This is a genomic window from Xenorhabdus budapestensis (genome assembly GCF_017743015.1).
GTDB classification, from domain to species: domain Bacteria; phylum Pseudomonadota; class Gammaproteobacteria; order Enterobacterales; family Enterobacteriaceae; genus Xenorhabdus; species Xenorhabdus budapestensis.
Genome location: NZ_CP072455.1, coordinates 373,286 through 393,551 on the forward strand (window position 1 = coordinate 373,286; position 20,266 = coordinate 393,551).

14 protein-coding genes are annotated in these 20,266 nt (G+C 44.2%); 9 read left to right on the top strand and 5 right to left on the bottom strand.

Annotated elements, in window-relative coordinates:
- Positions 1-29 precede the first annotated feature (29 nt).
- The gene (gene malK, locus HGO23_RS01530; RefSeq protein ID WP_099134972.1) at positions 30-1,139 is read right to left on the bottom strand and encodes a maltose/maltodextrin ABC transporter ATP-binding protein MalK; all 1,110 of its coding nucleotides are present in this window, start codon (positions 1,137-1,139) and stop codon (positions 30-32) included.
- Positions 1,140-1,516: 377 nt separating this feature from the next.
- Between malK and malE the strand changes: the two genes are divergently transcribed.
- From malE to malG, 3 genes are all read left to right on the top strand, one after another.
- Positions 1,517-2,716, top strand: coding sequence for a maltose/maltodextrin ABC transporter substrate-binding protein MalE (gene malE, locus HGO23_RS01535; protein WP_099134973.1), 1,200 nt, complete (start codon positions 1,517-1,519; stop codon positions 2,714-2,716).
- Positions 2,717-2,861: 145 nt separating this feature from the next.
- A complete protein-coding gene (malF, locus tag HGO23_RS01540; protein ID WP_099134974.1) occupies positions 2,862-4,451 on the top strand; it encodes a maltose ABC transporter permease MalF in 1,590 nt (529 codons plus the stop codon).
- A gap of 12 nt (positions 4,452-4,463) precedes the next feature.
- Positions 4,464-5,354 (top strand): maltose ABC transporter permease MalG, encoded by an 891-nt coding sequence (malG, locus tag HGO23_RS01545; RefSeq protein ID WP_099134975.1) that lies wholly within the window; start codon positions 4,464-4,466, stop codon positions 5,352-5,354.
- Positions 5,355-5,480: 126 nt separating this feature from the next.
- Here the strand turns inward: malG and malQ are convergent, their stop codons facing one another.
- Positions 5,481-7,616: a 4-alpha-glucanotransferase gene (gene malQ, locus HGO23_RS01550; protein ID WP_209027715.1), complete on the bottom strand. Its 2,136-nt coding sequence runs from the start codon at positions 7,614-7,616 to the stop codon at positions 5,481-5,483.
- A gap of 9 nt (positions 7,617-7,625) precedes the next feature.
- Positions 7,626-10,061 (bottom strand): maltodextrin phosphorylase, encoded by a 2,436-nt coding sequence (gene malP / locus HGO23_RS01555; protein ID WP_209027717.1) that lies wholly within the window; start codon positions 10,059-10,061, stop codon positions 7,626-7,628.
- Positions 10,062-10,407: 346 nt separating this feature from the next.
- Between malP and malT the strand changes: the two genes are divergently transcribed.
- From malT to HGO23_RS01585, 6 genes are all read left to right on the top strand, one after another.
- Entirely contained in the window at positions 10,408-13,122 is a 2,715-nt protein-coding gene (gene malT / locus HGO23_RS01560; RefSeq protein WP_209027719.1) for an HTH-type transcriptional regulator MalT, read from the top strand.
- A 205-nt stretch (positions 13,123-13,327) separates the two neighbouring features.
- On the top strand, positions 13,328-14,602 hold the full coding sequence (locus HGO23_RS01565; protein ID WP_099134980.1) for a class-III pyridoxal-phosphate-dependent aminotransferase: 1,275 nt from the start codon (positions 13,328-13,330) through the stop codon (positions 14,600-14,602).
- Positions 14,602-15,663 (top strand): zinc-dependent alcohol dehydrogenase, encoded by a 1,062-nt coding sequence (locus tag HGO23_RS01570; protein WP_099134981.1) that lies wholly within the window; start codon positions 14,602-14,604, stop codon positions 15,661-15,663. Before HGO23_RS01565 ends, HGO23_RS01570 begins: the two co-directional genes overlap by 1 nt.
- A 24-nt stretch (positions 15,664-15,687) precedes the next feature.
- The gene (locus HGO23_RS01575; protein WP_099135139.1) at positions 15,688-16,320 is read left to right on the top strand and encodes an HAD family hydrolase; all 633 of its coding nucleotides are present in this window, start codon (positions 15,688-15,690) and stop codon (positions 16,318-16,320) included.
- 159 nt (positions 16,321-16,479) lie between these two features.
- Positions 16,480-17,631 (top strand): MFS transporter, encoded by a 1,152-nt coding sequence (locus tag HGO23_RS01580; protein ID WP_099134982.1) that lies wholly within the window; start codon positions 16,480-16,482, stop codon positions 17,629-17,631.
- A 14-nt stretch (positions 17,632-17,645) separates the two neighbouring features.
- Positions 17,646-18,251 carry a DUF1349 domain-containing protein gene (locus HGO23_RS01585; RefSeq protein ID WP_209027721.1) on the top strand — a complete coding sequence of 202 codons (606 nt, stop codon included), beginning with the start codon at positions 17,646-17,648 and terminating at the stop codon, positions 18,249-18,251.
- A gap of 67 nt (positions 18,252-18,318) precedes the next feature.
- On the opposite strand, the gene thiH is transcribed toward HGO23_RS01585, so the two are convergent.
- Together thiH and HGO23_RS01595 are read right to left on the bottom strand one after the other, a co-directional pair.
- Complete coding sequence (gene thiH / locus HGO23_RS01590; protein WP_209027723.1) at positions 18,319-19,491, bottom strand: 2-iminoacetate synthase ThiH; 1,173 nt, start codon at positions 19,489-19,491, stop codon at positions 18,319-18,321.
- Positions 19,488-20,255, bottom strand: coding sequence for a thiazole synthase (locus HGO23_RS01595; RefSeq protein ID WP_209027725.1), 768 nt, complete (start codon positions 20,253-20,255; stop codon positions 19,488-19,490). The genes thiH and HGO23_RS01595 overlap by 4 nt, the downstream gene beginning before the upstream one ends.
- Positions 20,256-20,266: the final 11 nt, after the last annotated feature.

Genomic DNA, 20,266 nt, shown 5'->3' on the forward strand with positions numbered 1-20,266 from the left:
TTCTCCTGTTATTTTTTTATGGAGTAGATTTAAACTCCTGGTTCTTTATGCAAACGCTGACATGCCGTTCCATCTTCCCGGAACAGATGGCAGCGATGAGGAGCTAACCCGATCGTGAAGGTTTCCCCTTCTTCCACGAGAACAATATCAGGCCGGAGATAAACGAGGTTTTGATGAATAGCGGATATGTGGATATGGATTTGCGTTTCATTTCCTAACTGCTCTACTAGCTGTATTGTTCCTTCTAGTGTTACGTCGGCAATATCATTAGGCAGTAGATGCTCCGGGCGAATGCCCAGGGATACGTTACTGCCAACGGTGAGGCCTTTACTTTCGACAGGGAGCCAAACATGCTGTCCATTGGGCAGGCTGATTTGCACTTGATCGACGGCGATAGCAGAAACCTTGACGGGTAAGAAATTCATTTTCAGAGAGCCAATAAAGCTGGCTACAAAACGGTTGGCTGGGTAGTGATAAATCTCCAGAGGTTTTCCGACCTGAGCAATATTGCCTGCGTTTAATACGACGATTTTATCTGCCAATATCATAGCTTCAGTTTGGTCATGGGTGACATATATCATGGTGCGTTTCAGGCGTTTATGTAGGCGTGAAATTTCAATACGCATTTGGACACGCAGGGCTGCATCCAAGTTAGAAAGGGGCTCATCCAGCAAAAAGATATTAGGTTCGGCTACCAGAGTTCGGCCAATAGCAACTCGCTGACGCTGCCCGCCTGATAGCGCTTTTGGACGGCGATCTAATAGATGGGCAAGCTGGAGAGTTTCTGCAACTCGCTCTACTCGCTTCTGAATTTCACTTTTTTTAACACCTGCCAGTTTTAAGCCGAAAGACATATTATCTGCTACAGACAGATGGGGGTAGAGTGCATAAGATTGAAAAACCATTCCGATACTGCGTTTGGCAGGAGGTACATCATTTATCCTTTGTCCTGCGATCAGTATTTCACCGGAAGTAATATCTTCCAGACCGGCAATCATCCTTAATAAGGTCGATTTCCCACATCCTGATGGGCCAACAAAAACCACGAATTCCCCTTCTTTAATATCAAGATTGAGATTTTTGGAAATAATATTTTCACCATAAGCCTTAGATACATTACGAAGTGTGACGCTGGACATGTGTTTCCCTCGGAGTTGCCATCCTGGTTTGTAGTGAAAAGCAGATGGCAGGATTGTGTGCAAAATAACAGGAACAAAAATCCTCCATTTGATAGTTTTTTATGGGGGAGGAAGTAGGAGGATGAGATTAATGAAATTGAAAAATTCTTTGATAAGTCACGGAATAAGATGTGATTTTAATCCCAAAAATTGATGCCTTTTTAAGGCTAACAGTATGGTTTACAGTGCTTTTGTAATCACGCTCACACTCGTTTGATGGGAGGCGTAGGATGGAGGAGGATGAGCCTGTTTTCTATTGATTGCACACTGAGGACTATTTTCTGAAAGTGTAATGAGAAATTTAGCTTAAATTAGTAGACGATGAAAAGGACGGAATGATGACAAAAACAACCTTGAAAGTGAGTGTTCGTACTCTGATGCTTTCCGTTTTATCTACATGGGTACTCTCTGCTCCTGCTTTTGCAAAATTGGAAGAAGGTAAGCTGGTAATTTGGATCAATGGGGATAAGGGGTATAACGGTCTGTCCCAGGTTGGTGATAAATTTGCGCAGGAAACGGGCATTTCAGTCAGTGTTGAACACCCAGACAAACTAGAAGAAAAGTATTCCCAGATTGCTGCAACGGGAGATGGTCCAGATATCATTTTCTGGGCACATGACCGTTTCGGAGGCTATGCACAGTCTGGGCTGCTGGCTGAGGTTACACCCGATAAAAATCTTACGGAGAAGCTGTTTCCTTTCACTTGGGATGCGGTTCGCCATGATGGCAAGATAGTTGGTTATCCTGTTGCGGTTGAAGCACTTTCCCTTATTTACAATAAGGATCTGCTTAAGTCACCACCCGCAACATGGGAAGAAATTCCGGCATTGGATAACGAACTAAAAAAACAGGGAAAGAGTGCAATAATGTTTAATTTACAGGAGCCTTATTTCTCCTGGCCCCTGATTGCTGCTGATGGTGGGTATGCTTTTAAGAGGCAGGGAGATACCTACAATATTAAAGATAGTGGTGTAAATCATGCTGGCTCTAAAGCAGGTTTGGCATTTTTAGTCAGCTTGGTAAAAAACAAACATCTCAGTGCGGATATCGATTACTCCATTGCTGAAGCTGCTTTCAATCAAGGTAAAACAGCAATGACTATCAATGGCCCTTGGTCATGGGCGAATATTGACAAAAGTAAGATCAATTACGGTGTCACTCTGTTACCCACTTTTAAAGGTCAACCCTCTAAACCTTTTGTTGGTATTTTAAGTGCGGGAATCAATGCAGCCAGTCCTAATAAGGAATTGGCGAAAGAGTTTTTGGAAAATTACCTGCTGACGAATGAAGGTTTGACCATGATGGATAAGGATAAGCCATTAGGCGCTGTAGCGTTGAAATCCTATCAGGATATCCTTGCCAAAGATCCTCGAATTGCTGCCACGATGGGAAATGCTCAGAAAGGGGAAATTATGCCGAATATTTCACAAATGAGCAGTTTCTGGTATGGCATGCGTAGCGCCGTACTCAATTCAATAAGTAGTCGACAATCTGTAGATGCGGCTCTCAATGATGCAGAGGCTCGAATAGTAAAATAAACGAATATTAGGCTCCTGATTTTGAAGGAGCTTTTTTGTCTATTGAGGGACAGGTTTGGTCACTGGATTTCAGTAACAGATTCTGAATAAAGGTCTTTTTGTAACGGGAATAGTTATTAACTGGGATAGTAACAGGAAGTGCATAATGTCAACGAGATTGAACAAAAAAGTATGGTGGTCACGCTCTGTCCTGAAACGGCTTGTCGTGGGGCTGATAGCGGGGCTGGGCCTATTTTTTACGGGTTATTTGACTGTGTTGATGTATGCACAAGGGGAATATCTGTTCGCTATGCTGACACTGGTATTACTGGGCAGTGGTATTTATATCTTTGTCAATAGCAGATCTTATGTTTGGCGTTATACCTATCCGGGTATTGCCGGAATGGCTTTGTTTGTATTGTTTCCACTCATTTGCACCATTGCGATTGCTTTTACAAATTATAGCAGTACCAACCAACTCACTCTTGAACGGGCTAAGACAGTATTAATGAGTCGTCAATATCAGACAGGAGAAGCATTTGATTTCAAGCTTTATCCTGAAGCTGAGCGGTGGGTTTTGGCATTGAGTATCTCGGATAGTTCCAAGATATCCAGTTCTAATATATTAGTATCAGAGCCTTTTTCTTTATCTGAATCTGAAAAGGAAGAGATGATTCTGCCATTGCATGAACGAACAGTTGGTTTTGAACGCAGTGCTGCTACATTGCGTACTATCACTCAGAACCGACAGATATTAGGGCAAATTGTGGTGATTTTGCCCGATGGCAGTAAGTTACGTATGAGTTCCCTACGGAAATTTTCCGGTATACATTCACTTTATACTCTAAGTGAAGATGGTAACACCCTAACTAATAATCAAACTGGTGTGCAATACCGACCAAATATGGAGACGGGCTTCTATCAATCCATTAATGCCAAAGGGGGATGGGGGCAAGAAACGTTGAGTCCCGGATTTACCGTTTCTATTGGATGGAAAAACTTCCTGCGGGTGATACAGGATGAAGGGATTCAAAAACCTTTTCTCTCCATTTTTGTCTGGACGGTGATCTTTTCTCTGTTGACAGTAATATTGACTGTAGCGCTGGGTATGATTCTGGCTTGTATTGTGCAGTGGGAAGCACTTAAAGGCAGGGCAATCTACCGAGTATTACTTATCTTACCGTATGCTGTACCTTCCTTTATTTCCATCTTGATCTTTAAGGGGTTATTTAATCAGAGCTTTGGCGAAATTAATTTGCTGCTAAATGGGTTATTTGGTCTGAAACCGGATTGGTTTACTGATCCGACTCTGACCAGAACCATGCTGATTATTGTCAATACATGGTTGGGCTATCCCTATATGATGATCCTGTGTATGGGGTTGCTGAAAGCGATTCCTGATGATCTGTATGAAGCATCTGCAATGGATGGTGCAGGACCATTACAGAATTTCTTCTATATCACGTTTCCTTTGTTAATTAAGCCTCTAACACCATTGATGATTGCCAGCTTTGCTTTTAACTTCAACAATTTTGTTCTGATCCAATTACTCACTAAAGGTGGGCCAGATCATATTGGCACAACAACACCTGCGGGTTATACCGACCTCTTAGTCAGCTATACCTACCGAATTGCGTTTGAAGGTGGTGGGGGACAGGATTTTGGGTTAGCTGCGGCGATAGCAACGTTAATTTTCCTGCTGGTGGGAGCCTTAGCAATTATCAATCTGAAAACCACACGCATTAAATTTGACTAAGGAGATGACAACATGGCGATGGTGCAACCTAAATCACAACGGTGGCGAGTATGGGCAACACATATACTCATGCTGACTTTTATCGCTTTGATTTTATTTCCATTACTGATGGTTATTGCTATTTCCTTACGACCAGGAAATTTTGCTACAGGTAGTCTTATTCCGGATGCGATTTCCTGGGAGCACTGGAAATTGGCACTTGGTATTAGCGTAGAATCCGCTGATGGGCGTGTTACACCTCCACCATTTCCGGTTATGTTATGGCTATGGAACTCTGTAAAAGTCGCATTTATTACTGCCACGGGTATTGTTGCACTATCAACAACATGTGCTTATGCCTTTGCTCGTATGCGTTTTCGTGGCAAAAGTACCTTGTTGAAAGGAATGCTGATTTTTCAAATGTTCCCTGCTGTTTTGTCATTGGTGGCACTATATGCTCTGTTTGATCGACTGGGAGAATATATTCCTTTTATCGGGTTGAATACCCATGGCAGTGTGATCTTTGCTTATATGGGGGGAATTGCTCTGCATGTGTGGACGATAAAAGGTTATTTTGAAACGTTAGATCGTTCTTTAGAAGAGGCGGCTATGTTGGATGGGGCGACATCGTGGCAAGTTTTTCGTTTGATACTTTTGCCTCTTTCTGTACCAATACTGGCGGTTGTATTTATTCTGTCTTTTATCGGTGTGATTACTGAAGTGCCAGTGGCGTCGCTATTGTTAAGAGATGTGGACAATTACACATTAGCTGTGGGTATGCAGCAATATCTTCATCTACAAAATTATCTCTGGGGTGATTTTGCAGCGGCTGCCGTACTTTCTGCTGTGCCTATCACAGTGGTTTTCTTACTTGCTCAGCGCTGGTTAGTGGGAGGATTAACAGCGGGTGGTGTGAAGGGGTGACTATCTGATTGAAAGTCAACCAAGGTAAGGGAGAATTAAGGTGGAACTTCGTACCGGAATAATTGCGGTACGAAGTTCTGATGGTCTTTCCAAAAGAATATGGCTTTTTCAATATCTGCTTGTTGCTTACGAAATCGTCCTTCTGTGCTTATCCACTGTTTCCAGCAAGTGATTTACGCGCTCATCCTTGAAAATAGCTTCCAATGTAACGGCTAATTTACGTCGCCAATTCGGGTATTCCTTGGTTGTGCCGGGAACATTGACAGGGTGTTCCATGTCCAACCAATCTTCGGGTTGTAAACCTAATAAGGCACTGGTACTGCTGGCGAGATAATAGTGTATGTCATGATTAATGGAGACTGATATCTGTGATGATGATGCCTCTTGCTGCAATTGAATTGGCGTATTTGTTATGAACGATGATTCAGAGAGATAGCCAGAGCGGTGTAAACCTGCCAATAGCTTTTGCTTACAATGTTCGCGTTCATCATATAACTCAGCAAGTAGCGCATTATCTGGATATAGGCCGATTGATTCCCCCAGTTTCAGATCGCCACTTTGCCAAAACCCGCGTAATGTTGGCAAATCATGGGTGGTGATAGTTGCCATCGCTTGTGTGGTATATTCATCAGGTGACTTAAATTCCCCTTTTTCGTCGCGCTCGAAATAAAATACCTTGTAAGAATAGACACCACGGTCGCGTAATTTCCCGACAATCTCTTCTGGTACAATCCCTAAATCTTCACCTATCACCATGCAGCAATGGCGTTGACTTTCCAGTGCCAGTATTGCCAGCAGATCATCAACGGGATAGTGAACATAAACCCCTTGGGCTGCGCTTTCGCCTTGTGGGATCCACCAAAGCCTGAGCAGTGCCATCACATGATCAATTCGTAATGCACCGCAGTGACGCATATTGCTACGTAGTAATTCAATAAAAGGCCGATAGTGTTGGGCCTGTAACACGTGGGGATTCATCGGTGGAAGTCCCCAGTTCTGCCCTAGTGGTCCCAGAATATCCGGCGGTGCGCCAATGGATACTTCGGTGCAATAGAGCTCTCGGTTCTCCCAGGTTTCTGAACCGCCTTGTGCCACACCAACGGCCAGATCACGGTAAATACCAATTGGCATAGAACTGTTTTGACTTTCACTGAAACAGTCAGCTAACTGACTGTCAGCTATCCATTGTAGCCAAAGAAAAAATTCTATTTCCTGAGAGTGGGTATGACAAAATTCCTGAACGGTATCACTATCAGGTTCACGATATTTTTCTGGCCAGACGGGCCAACCCCAATAAGCATGGTTTTCACTGTACAGTTTACAGAGCAGAGCATCATAGACAGCCTGTGAATACAGGCTTTTACCACTTTGAGTAATAAATTGTCGGAAAGCGATGTACAGGGGATCTGCATCAGTTCGGGTATTGAATTGCTGATAAGCCAAACGTAACGCCGTTATTTTTAATGTCATTACGGTGGAATAATCGACCCATTCTGTTTGGCGGGCATGTTGAAGTTTGTGCTGAGTTTCCGGTGACTTCCACCATGTTTGAGCTTCGGTACTGGATTTAAAGTCTTCTACCTGATTTACATCAATATAAATGACATTAAGCCAATGGCGGGATGAGGGACTATAAGGGCTGGCGTTTTCAGGCATGGCTGGATACATTGCATGTAGCGGATTCAGGCCGATAAAAGCCCCTCCGCGTTGTGCCAGTTTTCTCAGCATCTGTTTTAAATCGCCAAAATCACCGATTCCCCAGTTATTTTCTGAACGCAGGGTATAGAGTTGAACACAGGCTCCCCAAAGTTTATGGCCCTTCTTCAGGGGTTTTGGTTCATAACAGCGTTCTGGTGTGACGATGATTTGCATCGTGTGATGTTGTGCATCATCTTTTTGCCTTGATATGGGGGTTAAAATAAGAGTGTGGTAACCCAGGGGCAAAGAGGTCGGCGATGTAAGTTGATACTGGCAATTTCCATGCAAATCTTCTCCTTGTTCTGTCTGTATCTGCCATTGATATTGTGTTGAGCTATTCAAAGTCAAAGTAAATGCTTTGCCCTGCATCAATACCTTAACTGTGGGTAAAGGCAAAGCAGTTAAGTCAGAAACCGGTCTTTCGACCGGTATATTTGTTCCCATAGCTTGTAAAATTCGATGCCTTATTTGAGCAGGAATAGCCTGTGGTTTCCCGTAAGCATTAATATATTCAGTGGCAATACCAGCCTCTGTTGCCAAATCATCAAGGCATTTATTTTCCATGACGGATCCTTATCTCGCCTGCCAGATACGTTGTTGATAATCTTGAATAGTTCGGTCAGAGCTGAATTTCCCCATACGAGCAGTATTAAGGATCGTGCTCTGTGTCCAACATTGGGTATTACGGTATAGCTCATCGATCCGCTGCTGAGCAGCGCAGTAATCAGCAAAATCTGCCAGTACCAAATAAGGGTCACCGCCATCAATCAGGCTATGCAGCATTAAAGCAAATGCTTGTGTATCTCCATGACTGAATTCACCGTTGGCAAGAGAATCGAGTATGTCTTGTAGATGACTGTTTTGTTGGAGGATGCTTTGTGGGTTGTAGCCATTTTTCAGTAATGCTTTTGCTTCCTCTACTGTATGCCCGAAGATAAAAATATTATCGTTGCCAACTTGTTCGGCTATTTCGACATTCGCACCATCCAGTGTGCCGATAGTCAGCGCTCCATTTAAGGCGAGTTTCATATTACCTGTGCCAGAGGCCTCTTTTCCTGCCGTAGAGATCTGTTCTGATACATCGGCGGCAGGGATCATTAATTCAGCTTTAGAAACATTGTAATCGGGAATAAAGGCAATTTTTATGCGATCACGCACGATCGGATCATGGTTGATCTTTTCGGCTGCGTGGTTGATAGCTGAGATAATATTTTTTGCCAGATAGTAACCGGGGGCGGCTTTAGCACCGAACAGGAAAACACGTGGGTGAATATCCAACGCCGGGTTTTCCTGAATTTGTCGATAAAGTGAGAGGATATGTAGCAGATTCAAATGCTGGCGTTTGTATTCATGCAGTCGTTTGATTTGTACATCAAAGATGGCATGAGGATCGAGTTTAAGCCCCATCACTTTATTAACGTAGTTGGACAGGCGGATTTTATTGTCCTGTTTTACGCCCCAATAAGCTTCACGGAAAGCCGCATCATTGGCATAGGGTTCGAGTTTTTTTAACGCGGTAATATCATTGATCCATTCATGGCCTAATGTCTGATCAATCAATGAGGAGAGTGCTGGATTGCATTGTTTTAGCCAACGGCGTGGTGTAACACCATTGGTTACGTTATGGAATTTTTCTGGCCACAATTGATGATATTCAGGGAATAGATCTGTCACAATCAAAGATGAATGCAGTGCTGCAACTCCATTGACTGCAAAACAGGCCACAACACAGAGATTAGCCATTCTCACCTGATGGTCATGGATAACAGCCAGTTTTTCCCATACTTGTTGATTGCCAGGCCAGTTTTGTTCCACTGTTTTACGGAAGCGACGGTTTATTTCTTGGATAATACGGTGGTGGCGCGGCAGTAATTCGCTGATCAGGTGTTCATCCCAACGTTCTAAACCTTCTGGTAATAGGGTGTGGTTGGTATAAGCGAAGGTCTGACCGGTAATGGCCCATGCAGTATCCCAATCCAATTGGTGCTCATCAATCAGAAGGCGCATCATCTCAGGAATGGCAATGGTTGGGTGAGTATCATTGAGCTGGATAACTTCGTACTGCGGTAACTCTTGTATTTTGCGGCCAGCTTGCTGATGACGACGTAGAATGTCAGCCACAGCACAGGCACACTGGAAATACTGCTGCATCAGGCGAAGACGTTTTCCGGCCTGATGATTATCATTCGGATAGAGGACCTTGGTCAGGCTGGTGGCTTGAATGCCTTGTTGCTCAGCATGCAGGAACTGCCCATCATTAAACAGTGATAAATCAAAGGGGTTATCGTGAGTTGCCAGCCATAGACGCAGGGGTTGTATAACACCATTATCATAACCAATCACAGATAGATCCCATGCTTCTCCTGTCAGCCTAAAATTAGGTCGCCAGGTTTCACGACCGTCTGCTGTTGTGACAATTTCACCGCCGAAACCGATATTAACTTTCAGCTGTATATTGCGGTAAAACCACGGATAGGTATTGCGTTCCCAATCATCAGGGGCTTCAATTTGTAGCCCCTGTTCGAAAGATTGCCGGAACAGACCATACTGGTAATTGAGTCCGTAGCCGATTGCCGGTTGATTAAGGGTTGACATTGAATCAAGAAAACAAGCTGCCAGACGCCCTAATCCACCATTACCCAAGGCAGGGTCAACTTCTTCTTCCAGCACGTCACTTAATACCACGCCATATTCGGCTAAATAAGTCTGAACGTCATCATACCAGCCAAGGTTAAGCAAATTGTTAGCAGTCAAACGGCCGATCAGGAATTCCATTGAAATGTAGTTTACGTGCCGTTGATTGCCTTTTGGACTATCGGTGGGGTTTGGATTATCAGTTTGATGGTTATTGTCTTGGCGATAAGTAGGCAGTAATTCCAGAAGAGTGGCACTGATAGCTTGCCACCACTGATGTGTTGTCATTTCCTGTGCTGAATCAAGGCCAAAGCGCTGCCACTGACGGGTAAGTGCAGCCTGGAATATGGTTTTATCGAGTTTGGGCTGTTTCATGGAGTCTTCATCCTGAGGAAAATATAGAGATTATTTAGCCTGATATGCTGAAGGCTCAGTAGGCAAGACACATCATCCTGTAAGGATATTCACAGGGATGAGTATTGGGGCGTAGCTATTTTTTCGAATGCTTTCGCAATTTTATCGGGAACAAGAAACGTTTCAGGTAAAGAATGTGACAAGGTGCAACTTAACACAATGAAATCAATCAACCTAATTGCAAAAGGCGGGCGTTTCTCTAAATTTGGTTGTTCATTAGCAAATGTTACTGATTTTGATTGCTTAATAACATCGAAACAAGGTTTCAGGTATCAGTTTTACTCATTACTTGTGAGGGGAGGAAATAATGCTTATCCCGTCGAAACTCAGTCGCCCTCTTCGCCTCAATAATATGGTTATGCGTGAGCGCCTGTTAAAACAGCTCAATGAAGCACAGAATTATCGACTGGTGCTGATAACCAGTCCGGCAGGGTATGGTAAAACCACATTAATGTCACAATGGGCTGCCGGACAGGATAATCTGGGGTGGTATTCTCTGGATGATAGTGATAATCAGCCGGAACGTTTTGCCAGCTATCTGATTGCTGCTGTCCAACAGGCGACACAGGGGCATTGTGTTAAAAGTGAAGTATTAGCGCAAAAACATCAATATGCCAATTTATCTGCACTGTTTGCACAATTGTTTATTGAACTGAATGAATGGAAGCAGCCACTGTTTCTGGTGATCGATGATTATCATTTGATAGTGAATAAGCTTATCCATGAAGCTATGCGTTTCTTTCTACGCCATCAGCCGGAAAACCTGACGTTGATTATCCTTTCCCGTCACTTACCGTCATTGGGAGTTGCTAATTTACGTGTGCGCGAGCAATTGTTGGAATTCGATAGTCAGCAGTTAGCTTTTAGCTATCAGGAAGCTCAGCAATTTTTTGATAAACGGCTGGCCAGACCATTAGAGGCTGAGCATTGCAGACAGTTATGTCATGACGTGGGAGGGTGGGCGACGGCGTTGCAGCTAATTGCTCTTTCTGCCCGTCAGGCAGGTAATACAGCAGAAATGTCGGCAAAACGTCTTTCAGGAATTAATGCCTGCCATTTGTCAGATTATCTTGTGGACGAAGTTTTAAACCGTGTTGATCAGGAAACACGAGAGTTTTTGTTGCGTAGTTCTATCCTGCGTTCGATGAATGATGGATTGATTGTTTGTCTGACAAGGATGGAAAATGGTCAGCAACGTCTTGAAGATATTGAACGTCAGGGGTTGTTTATCCAGCGCATGGATGATTCTGGCGAATGGTTTTGTTTTCATCCTTTGTTTGCTTCATTCCTTCGCCAACGTTGCCAGTGGGAAATGGCGGCGGATTTACCGGAATTGCATCGTGCGGCGGCAGAAGGCTGGTTGATGCAGGGGTATCCGGGAGAAGCGGTTCATCATGCTTTGGCGACAGCAGATACGAAGTTGTTATGTGATATTTTGCTGCAACATGCATGGGAGTTGTTTAACCACAGCCAGTTATCACTGCTGGAAGAGTGCATGAATGCTTTGCCACATGAGCAGCTACTGGAAAATCCGCGTTTGGTGCTGTTACAGGCATGGCTGGCGCAGAGTCAGTATCGGTATTATGAGGTCAATGCGTTATTGAATCAGGCAGAGCAATCTTTGGAGCAAAAAGAGATAAAGGTTGAGGCTGAATTACTGGGAGAGTTTGACGCATTGCGTGCTCAGGTCGCGATTAATGACGGCCGACCGGATGATGCCGATTTATTGGCTGAAAAAGCGTTGGCAAGTCTGCTGCCTGATAATGAATATGGCCGTATTGTCGCGATGTCAGTGAAAGGGGAGGTACTGCACTGTAAAGGGGAGTTGTCTCCTGCATTAACGTTGATGAAGCAGACAGAACAGCTCGCCCGCCGCTGCCATGTTTACCACTATGCTTTATGGGCATTATTGCAGCAAAGTGAAATTTTACTGGCCCAGGGATATTTACAGACCGCCTATGAAACTCAAAATCACGCTTTTGACTTGATCCGTGAGCAGCATTTGGAACAGTTACCCATGCACGAGTTTCTGCTGCGTATTCGTTCACAGCTTTTGTGGTGTTGGGCGCGTATTGATGAATCGGAGGAATCGGCACGTCGTGGTTTAGATGTGTTGTCTAACTTTCAACCTCAGCAGCAATTACAGTGTCTGACTCAACTGGCGAAATGCTCTTTGATTCGTGGAGATATTGATAATGCTCGTCGTCATTTATCCCGGTGTGAGAATCTACTCAATAATGGGCATTATCATCGTGACTGGCGAACGAATACTGATAAATTGCGAGTCATTATCTGGCAACATCTGGAGGATAATATTTCAGCGGCACAATGGTTGGTTCAGGCAGAAAAACCTGAAAGTTTCAGTAACCATTTCAACCAGAACCAGTGGCGTAATATTGCCCGTGCTCAGATCTTGCTTGGTCAGTATGAAGAAGCAGAAACCATTTTGGAAACGCTGAATGAATATGCTTTAAAGCTGGAACTGGTAAGCGATCTGAATCGCAATTTGTTGTTATGCAACTTACTTTACTGGCAGCTTGAGCGTAAGGCTGAAGCGCAACAAGTGCTGATGGAAGCCTTGCATTTGGCTAATCGCACGGGGTTTATCAGTCATTTTGTGCTTGAAGGTGAATTAATGGCTCAGCAATTGCGCCAGCTCATTCAACTCAATATTTTGCCTGAATTTGAGCAACATCGGGCGCAGCGTATCCTGCGGGAAATCAATCGCCAGAATCGGCATAAATTTGCCCACTTTGATGAAACCTTTGTTGAGCAGCTTCTTACTCATCCTGATGTTCCTGAACTTATTCGCAATAGTCCATTAACTCAACGTGAATGGCAGGTATTGGGGTTAATTTATTCTGGTTACAGTAATGAGCAGATTGCTGTTGAACTGGAAGTGGCAGCGACGACAATTAAAACTCATATCCGCAATCTGTATCAGAAAATGGGTATTTCCCATCGTCAGGAAGCTATTCAGCAAGCACAGTATTTAATGCAAATGATGGGATTAGGAGTCTGATAATTTTTTCCAGATGTGACCTTACTGATAAGAACATAAATATGAAGAAATAAAAATACAACTTAAAAATATAAAATAATTTTTAAAACTATTTAATATTTTTTATGGTAGTTCTGTGATAGACATCACATTTGAAAGAGGTCTAATCTTATTCTCCATAGTTGGCGGGTTTTTTGTTAAATATAACTAATGATGGAGAGTGATTATGGAAAATAACTATCACCTTAAAGAAGATCACCTTAAAGAGAATCACCTTGAAGAAATGCTTTCTCGTTATGTCGGTCATGGCCCGTATTTGGTCATTGATGGTGAAAAATATATTGATACAGCATCAGGAACGTTTAATTTGCCGCTTGGTTACACCAATCACAGGATCGCCGAAAAATTAAAGCAGCAGATTGATAGGTGCACGCATTTGAGTTCTGCCTATACACGAGAAATGTCGCAGTATATTTTGAGTAAGTTGGTTAAACATACCCCTAAAGGTATAGACAGTATTTGGTTACGAGATGTTTCTGGCTCTGGTGCTGTGGAGTGTGCCATTCGTATTGCTCAAAAAGCGACAGGACGTTCTGGTATTGTTTCTTTCTTTCTTGCCCATCACGGTCAGTCTCTTGCTACGGCGCAGGTTTCTGGTAATGCGTTCCGGCTTAAAAATTTTCATATCAATATCGAAGGCTCCATAAAAATTCCAGCGCCAAGTAGTGTCATGGCTGAACCCCCAGATGAAGCAACACAGTATATCGATCTGGAGCAGTTCATTCAGTTGGGCTCAAGCGACAATATCGCATGTCTGATTATTGAACCGATTCAGGGGAATGGCGGAAATATTGTTTTCCCTGTGGAGTTCTATCGCAAGATCCGGGAAATTTGCCACCAGCATGGCATCATCATTATTGCAGATGAAGTTCAGACAGGGTTTGGGCGTACTGGTACTTTCTTCGCTTCTACAGGTTATGCCAAAGAACTAGAGCCAGATATTATCGTTTTTGCCAAAGGTGCCGGCGGCATTGGCATCCCAATCGGCGGTGTGCTGATGCGTAGTTCATTGGATGTATTGGAATCATTCGAGCATTCAAGCACCTCCGGCGCGAATCCGTTGTCTTTGGTCGCGCTTAACGAAATCATCGATATTATTGAAGATGAACATATCTTAGAAAATGTACGTCAGAACGAAACCTTCCTGCGTAACGGGTTGCTGGATTTACAACATAAATATCCTGAAATCACTGGAGTCAGGGGCATTGGTTATATGTTTGGTTTTGATACGCCAAGTCCAGAGTTTGCAGCAAGGGCGATTGCGGTTGCCAACTACCATAAACTTATCCTGCGTGGTTCCCGGTATGGTAAGGGGCGAGCACTCAAGATACGTCCTCCTTTGATTTGTACACAAGTACACTTGAACGAAATCCTCCATAAATTGGATCTGACTTTTGCGGAGCTGACGGTTTCTGCCCAGGGACACAGGGAGGTTGCATAATGAAAGCGCTTAAATTTAATCAAGTATGGGATATTCAAGTCCAGGACGTTGAGCCGTTGCACTGTATTGAACCGGATGATGTGGTGGTGAATATCGCTGTATGTGGGATATGCGGAACTGATGTAGGTATTATCACTGGTTCTTACCCTGTTGCAGTACCCGGAACGACATTGGGTCATGAAACGACAGGCGTTGTAGCACAGGTGGGTAGTGGGGTGACGCGTTTTCAAGTTGGTGATCGTGTAGTTATTAACCCGACATACTCTTGCGAGTGTTGCAGAATGTGTCAGACAGGCAACCCAAATCATTGTGAGAAGAAAATGGGTACAGAAGCGGGTGTTTCCTATGATGGCGCATTTGCTGAGCAGTATCTGGCAAAAGAGGGTTCACTGATTAAATTGGAGCCTCATGTCAGTATGGAAGCAGCTTCATTGACAGAGCCATTAAGTTGTACATTGACTGGCGTGGATAAATTGGGGATTACTCATACCAATATTCGTGCAGTAGTGGCAGGTGCAGGGCCAATGGGGATGCTGTACCTTTGGGCGTTGCATGAGCGAGGCGTTAAGGCGTTCATGATTGAGAAAAACCCGAACCGTATACAATTTGCCTGCCAGAATTTACCTGCGGAATGCAGACTATATACTGATTTTGATGAAGCACTGACACAGGAATACGGTGATAAATCCGCATTGATAGACCTGTGTGTAGATACTACCGGGCAACTGACAGAGTATATTTTCGGTCATTTGGCACCGGGAGGTAAGTTGTTGAATGTTGCCTTAAAAGATAAGCATGCCAATCTCGATATCTTAAAAATTGCGGATAAAAGCCTTTCTGTGATTGGTTCTATTGATTCCCTGAACAACAGTTTTGAACGGGCTTACACCATGATCCGTGATGGTGTGATCCCGGCAGATCGTCTGATTAGTCATGTTTTTGATTTTGATGATTATCAGCAGGCATTTCTGACAGTTGGTTGTGATGTTGCAGGCAAGGCTCAAATACCGCTTAGCACGCCAAACTGTAAAGTGTTAATTCGTGTGGCTGATTTGAAGTAATCGATAAGTATTGGAATAGTGATGATGGATAAATTCAATGTCATTTTTGATATCGATGGGGTCATTGTTGATAGTGAACAGTTACATTTTGATGTGCTATGTGAATTGGCACCTGAACAGACACGCGATATTCAGCCGCAACAATTGATCGGCCTGAGTCTGGCAGAAACACTGAATGCGATTGGTATTCCATCACAAGTACAGCAAAGTATTACCAATAGGATTATCTCGGTTTATCAAGATAAATTATCTACACATTACCTGCGACCAGGCATTGCTGGCTTGCTAACAGCCTTACAGCAAAATGGAGTTGTTTTTGGCTTTGTTTCGACCGCTCCACGTGAAGTGTGTTTGGCCAATCTTGGGTTGTTGGGTCTGGCGGAAGAACCAGCGTTGATTTCTGGTGATGATGTTGAACAAACTAAGCCTTTTCCCGATCCCTATCTGGCTATGCTTAAATTGAAAAGAATGGATGCCCGGCAGACTTTGGTCATTGAGGATACTGATTTGGGAATTATGGCAGCAAAACAAGCGGGTATTCCACAGATATATGCCTGGCCTCATGCCTTGTCAGTAATGGAACAGTACAAGCAGGCAACGTGTGTTATTAAGAGGCTGGCAGATATTCCTCAATTTGCAGGGTTAATCTCAATATAATCCAAAAAGATTTTCAGCCAGTATGATTTGGGTTTTATATCCCATGCTCATGCCTTTCTCAAAAAATAGAGAAGGGCATTGTTTGAATAAGGGTGATTTTTTATCAGGCTTGTGTATGTAAAACAACGTTGCATAAGCAGAAATTGATGGAGGGAGCGGATGTCTGGGGAGTATGCGATTTCTTTGGTTAAACAGCCTATTATGGCGACAAAAAACTCTTTTTTTATCGCAGGTTTCAGTATGGCGAGTTGGGCTCCTCTGATCCCATTAGTCAAAGAGCGACTGTTTTTGGACGATGGTGCAATGGGGTTGCTGATGCTGGCATTTGGTATTGGTTCTTTCATTATGATGCCAGTCGCAGGAATGTTGTCCGCACGATTTGGTTGTCGGAAAGTTTTTACTTTCTTCACGTTACTGGCAATTTTGATGTTGCCGGGATTGAGTATCCTGCCTACTCCCGCAGTTCTGGCTTGTGCACTATTTCTATTTGGGGCAGGGATTGGGGCGATGGATGTCTCGGCCAATATCCACGCAGTTAATATTGAAAAAAGAGTGCAGAGTCCTGTGATGTCAGGTTTTCATGCCCTGTTCAGTTTAGGGGGAATAGCTGGGGCTGGTTCGGTGAGTTTGTTGTTGTTTATGGGAATATCCCCATTTTTAGTAATGGTCGCTGTGACATTATTGATTATCCTGTTGCTGTTTCCGGTATGGAATGGATTGCTGGATGATGCAGAAGACGGAGATACCCCGTTTTTTGCTTTGCCGCGTGGTATTGTGATCCTGATAGGTTTTCTCTGCTTTGTTGTTTATCTGATGGAAGGTTCCATGCTGGATTGGAGTGGGATCTTATTAAGCAGTGTTCATAGCATAGATAGCCATCAGGCGGGACTGGGTTATACCCTGTTTGCCATTACCATGACATGCGGTCGATTTTTCGGAGACAGGCTGATCGCCGCCTGTGGGTATCGGCAGGTTTTTTTGGCAAGCGCTATGTTGGCGACATCAGGGTTTATCTTGATTTATCTGGCATCCGGTGTAATTGCATTAGCGTTGGCATTCCTGATGATCGGCGCTGGTTTGTCCAATCTGGCTCCGATGTTTTTTACCGCATCGGGACGGCAAAAAGTGATGCCTGACTCTCTGGCTGTTTCTGCTGTCTCTACGATGGGATATTCAGGTATTCTGCTTGGGCCTGCGATTATTGGTGGTTTAGCCCATCAGATAACATTGCATAGTGCATTTGGCTGTATCGCTTTGTTATCTCTTTCATTATTGGCGGGATATTGGTTAATTGCACCCGACCGAAAATAACAGAGGAAATATTGATGAATTTGTTGCACTGCCATTGGCTTAATGAACCCGTTTTGTGGAAGCATCAAGATGATGAATTGCATGTGGTAACTGATAATCAAACAGATTTTTGGCGTGATACATGGTATGGCTTCCAACGTCATAGTGGACATGTTTTTGGTGGTTATGTAGAGGCTGCTTTTGTCGAAGAAGGGTTCACTTTTCAGCTCTGCATTGAAGGGCGTTTTGAGCAGTTATACGATCAGGCCGGTATTATGTTGCTAGTGGATGAGCACCACTGGTTGAAAGCGGGTATTGAGCATTCTGATGGGCAGTCAACCATTGGCAGTGTACTGACAGCTCCTTGCTCTGATTGGGCAATGGGGGTTTTTCCGGGTGACCCTGATAAATTCTGGCTGCGTCTGACTTATCAGGAAGGGGCTATCCGGTTGCAATATTCCACCGATGGTAAGCGCTGGCCACTGCTGCGATTATCTCCTTTTAATATCAGTAATCATATTGATCAACGGGTATTTATTGGGGCTATGTGTTGTTCACCAGAACGTGAAGGATTACAGGTGAAATTCTCTGAATTCAAACTGACGTCATCATTGAACAAAGCTCTGCATGATTTGAGTTAGTGTTTTTGAATGAATGCAAATCATCTTAATATTCCCGCACCAGTATTGGACGGGAATATGTTGACTTTTACCGTCCCAAATAACTATCCCAATCCTTCCAAACCGGTTGTAATCCCGATTTCGCCAAAGCGTCTGCAACCTGTTCAACAGAACGATGATCGTTTGGAGAGAACTGTTCCAGCTCGTGATGGTCATTATCGACATAACCACCCGGTTGGGTTTTGGAACCGGCACTGACACTATTTATTGCCAGTGGCACGACGTGATCGCGGAAATACGGGGATTCACGAGTGGAGAGGGAAAGCTCTACATCTGGTGCCAGCAGGCGGAATGCACAGATCAGTTGTACCAGCTCGGCTTCATTCATCAGAGAAGCGGGTTCAATGCCACCAGCACAGGGACGCAGGCGTGGAAAAGAGATGGAGTAGCGGCTTTTCCAGAATTTTTTTTGCAGGAAGAGCAGATGCTCTGCCACCAGGTAACAGTCTGTGCGCCAGTTATGAGATAAACCGATTAATGCGCCCAAACCGATTTTGTCGATACCTGCTCGTCCGAGTCGTTCAGGGGTTTCCAGTCGCCAATGGAAATCCTGTTTTTTCCCTTTGAGATGATGCAATTGGTAACTCGGTTCGTGATAGGTTTCCTGATAGACCAGTACGCCATCCAATCCTAGCGTTTTTAGTTCTGCATATTCCTCTTGTGCCAATGGTTGCACTTCCATTGTGACAGAGCTGAAATAACGGTGTATTAAGGGAAGATAACGACGAAAATAATCCATGCCGACCTTTTTCTGATGTTCCCCGGTTACCAGCAGGATATGCTCGAACCCTAGTTTTTTGATGGCCTGACATTCAGCTTCAATTTCCTGTTCATTGAGCGTCTTACGTTTGATGTGGTTACTCATGGAAAAACCACAATAAGTGCAGTCGTTGGCGCACAGGTTGGAAAGGTAAAGTGGGATGTAAAATCCCACGGTATTACCAAATCGTTGACGGGTTAATTGTTGTGCCCGCTGAGCCAAAGGTTCAAGGTAAGACTGCGCTGCGGGGGAGAGCAGTGCCATAAAATCATCCAATGTCAGATGTTCGTTGTTTAGGGTATGTTCGACATCTTGTCTGGTTTTACTGTTGAGACGCAGAGTGATGTCATCCCAATCCAACTGTTGCCAGCGTTGACGGAAGGTCGCTTCTGTCAATCGATTACTGGTCGTTGTATTACTGGTTACTGTATTACCTGTCATAGCACCCCCAGAAAATCAGTCAATGGACTGGAGGCTTCTGCATGGGATTTCTGGCTTGCCATACCGGCCTGATAAGCAAGTTCACCTGCCTCAATGGCTGCTTTAAATGCTTGCGCCATTTTGACCGGATTATGGGCAACGGCGATGGCGGTATTGACCAGTACGGCATCAGCTCCCATTTCAATGGCTGCCAGTGCATGGCTTGGTGCGCCAATGCCAGCGTCCACGACGACAGGAACATGGGATTGTTCGATAATGATTTGCAGAAAATCACGGGTGAGCAAGCCTTTGTTTGAACCAATAGGAGCGCCTAATGGCATCACAGCAGCACAGCCCACTTCTTCCAGGCGGCGGCACAGAACCGGATCTGCGCCGCAGTAAGGCAGGACAATAAAACCTTCTTTGACTAACTGCTCTGCACCTTTCAGAGTTTCTACCGGATCGGGCAACAGGTATTTTACGTCAGGATGAATTTCCAGTTTGATCCAGTTGGTGTCCAGTGCTTCCCGTGCAAGGCGGGCGGCAAACACAGCTTCCTCTGCGGTTTTTGCCCCAGAAGTATTGGGCAGGAGTTTAATGCCTGACTCTTGTAATGGTGCGAGAATGCCATCATCGTTGCCATGCAGATCGATACGTTTCATGGCCATTGTGACTAACTGGCTGCCGGAAGCACGGATAGCTTCCATCATCAATCCGGCGTTGGCGAATTTACCTGTTCCTGTAAACAGGCGGGAGTGAAAGGGGGTATCAGCGATTTTTAACATGACTAACCTCC

What these genes read in the sequence shown, in the direction of transcription:
- HGO23_RS01575 (WP_099135139.1), top strand. Translation starts at nt 15,688, where the DNA reads ATGGATAAATTCAATGTCATTTTTGATATCGATGGGGTCATTGTTGAT.
- malT (WP_209027719.1), top strand. Translation starts at nt 10,408, where the DNA reads ATGCTTATCCCGTCGAAACTCAGTCGCCCTCTTCGCCTCAATAATATG.
- malP (WP_209027717.1), bottom strand. Translation starts at nt 10,061, where the DNA reads ATGAAACAGCCCAAACTCGATAAAACCATATTCCAGGCTGCACTTACC.
- malQ (WP_209027715.1), bottom strand. Translation starts at nt 7,616, where the DNA reads ATGGAAAATAAATGCCTTGATGATTTGGCAACAGAGGCTGGTATTGCC.
- malE (WP_099134973.1), top strand. Translation starts at nt 1,517, where the DNA reads ATGACAAAAACAACCTTGAAAGTGAGTGTTCGTACTCTGATGCTTTCC.
- HGO23_RS01565 (WP_099134980.1), top strand. Translation starts at nt 13,328, where the DNA reads ATGGAAAATAACTATCACCTTAAAGAAGATCACCTTAAAGAGAATCAC.
- thiH (WP_209027723.1), bottom strand. Translation starts at nt 19,491, where the DNA reads ATGACAGGTAATACAGTAACCAGTAATACAACGACCAGTAATCGATTG.
- malF (WP_099134974.1), top strand. Translation starts at nt 2,862, where the DNA reads ATGTCAACGAGATTGAACAAAAAAGTATGGTGGTCACGCTCTGTCCTG.
- HGO23_RS01585 (WP_209027721.1), top strand. Translation starts at nt 17,646, where the DNA reads ATGAATTTGTTGCACTGCCATTGGCTTAATGAACCCGTTTTGTGGAAG.
- malG (WP_099134975.1), top strand. Translation starts at nt 4,464, where the DNA reads ATGGCGATGGTGCAACCTAAATCACAACGGTGGCGAGTATGGGCAACA.
- HGO23_RS01580 (WP_099134982.1), top strand. Translation starts at nt 16,480, where the DNA reads ATGTCTGGGGAGTATGCGATTTCTTTGGTTAAACAGCCTATTATGGCG.
- HGO23_RS01595 (WP_209027725.1), bottom strand. Translation starts at nt 20,255, where the DNA reads ATGTTAAAAATCGCTGATACCCCCTTTCACTCCCGCCTGTTTACAGGA.
- HGO23_RS01570 (WP_099134981.1), top strand. Translation starts at nt 14,602, where the DNA reads ATGAAAGCGCTTAAATTTAATCAAGTATGGGATATTCAAGTCCAGGAC.
- malK (WP_099134972.1), bottom strand. Translation starts at nt 1,139, where the DNA reads ATGTCCAGCGTCACACTTCGTAATGTATCTAAGGCTTATGGTGAAAAT.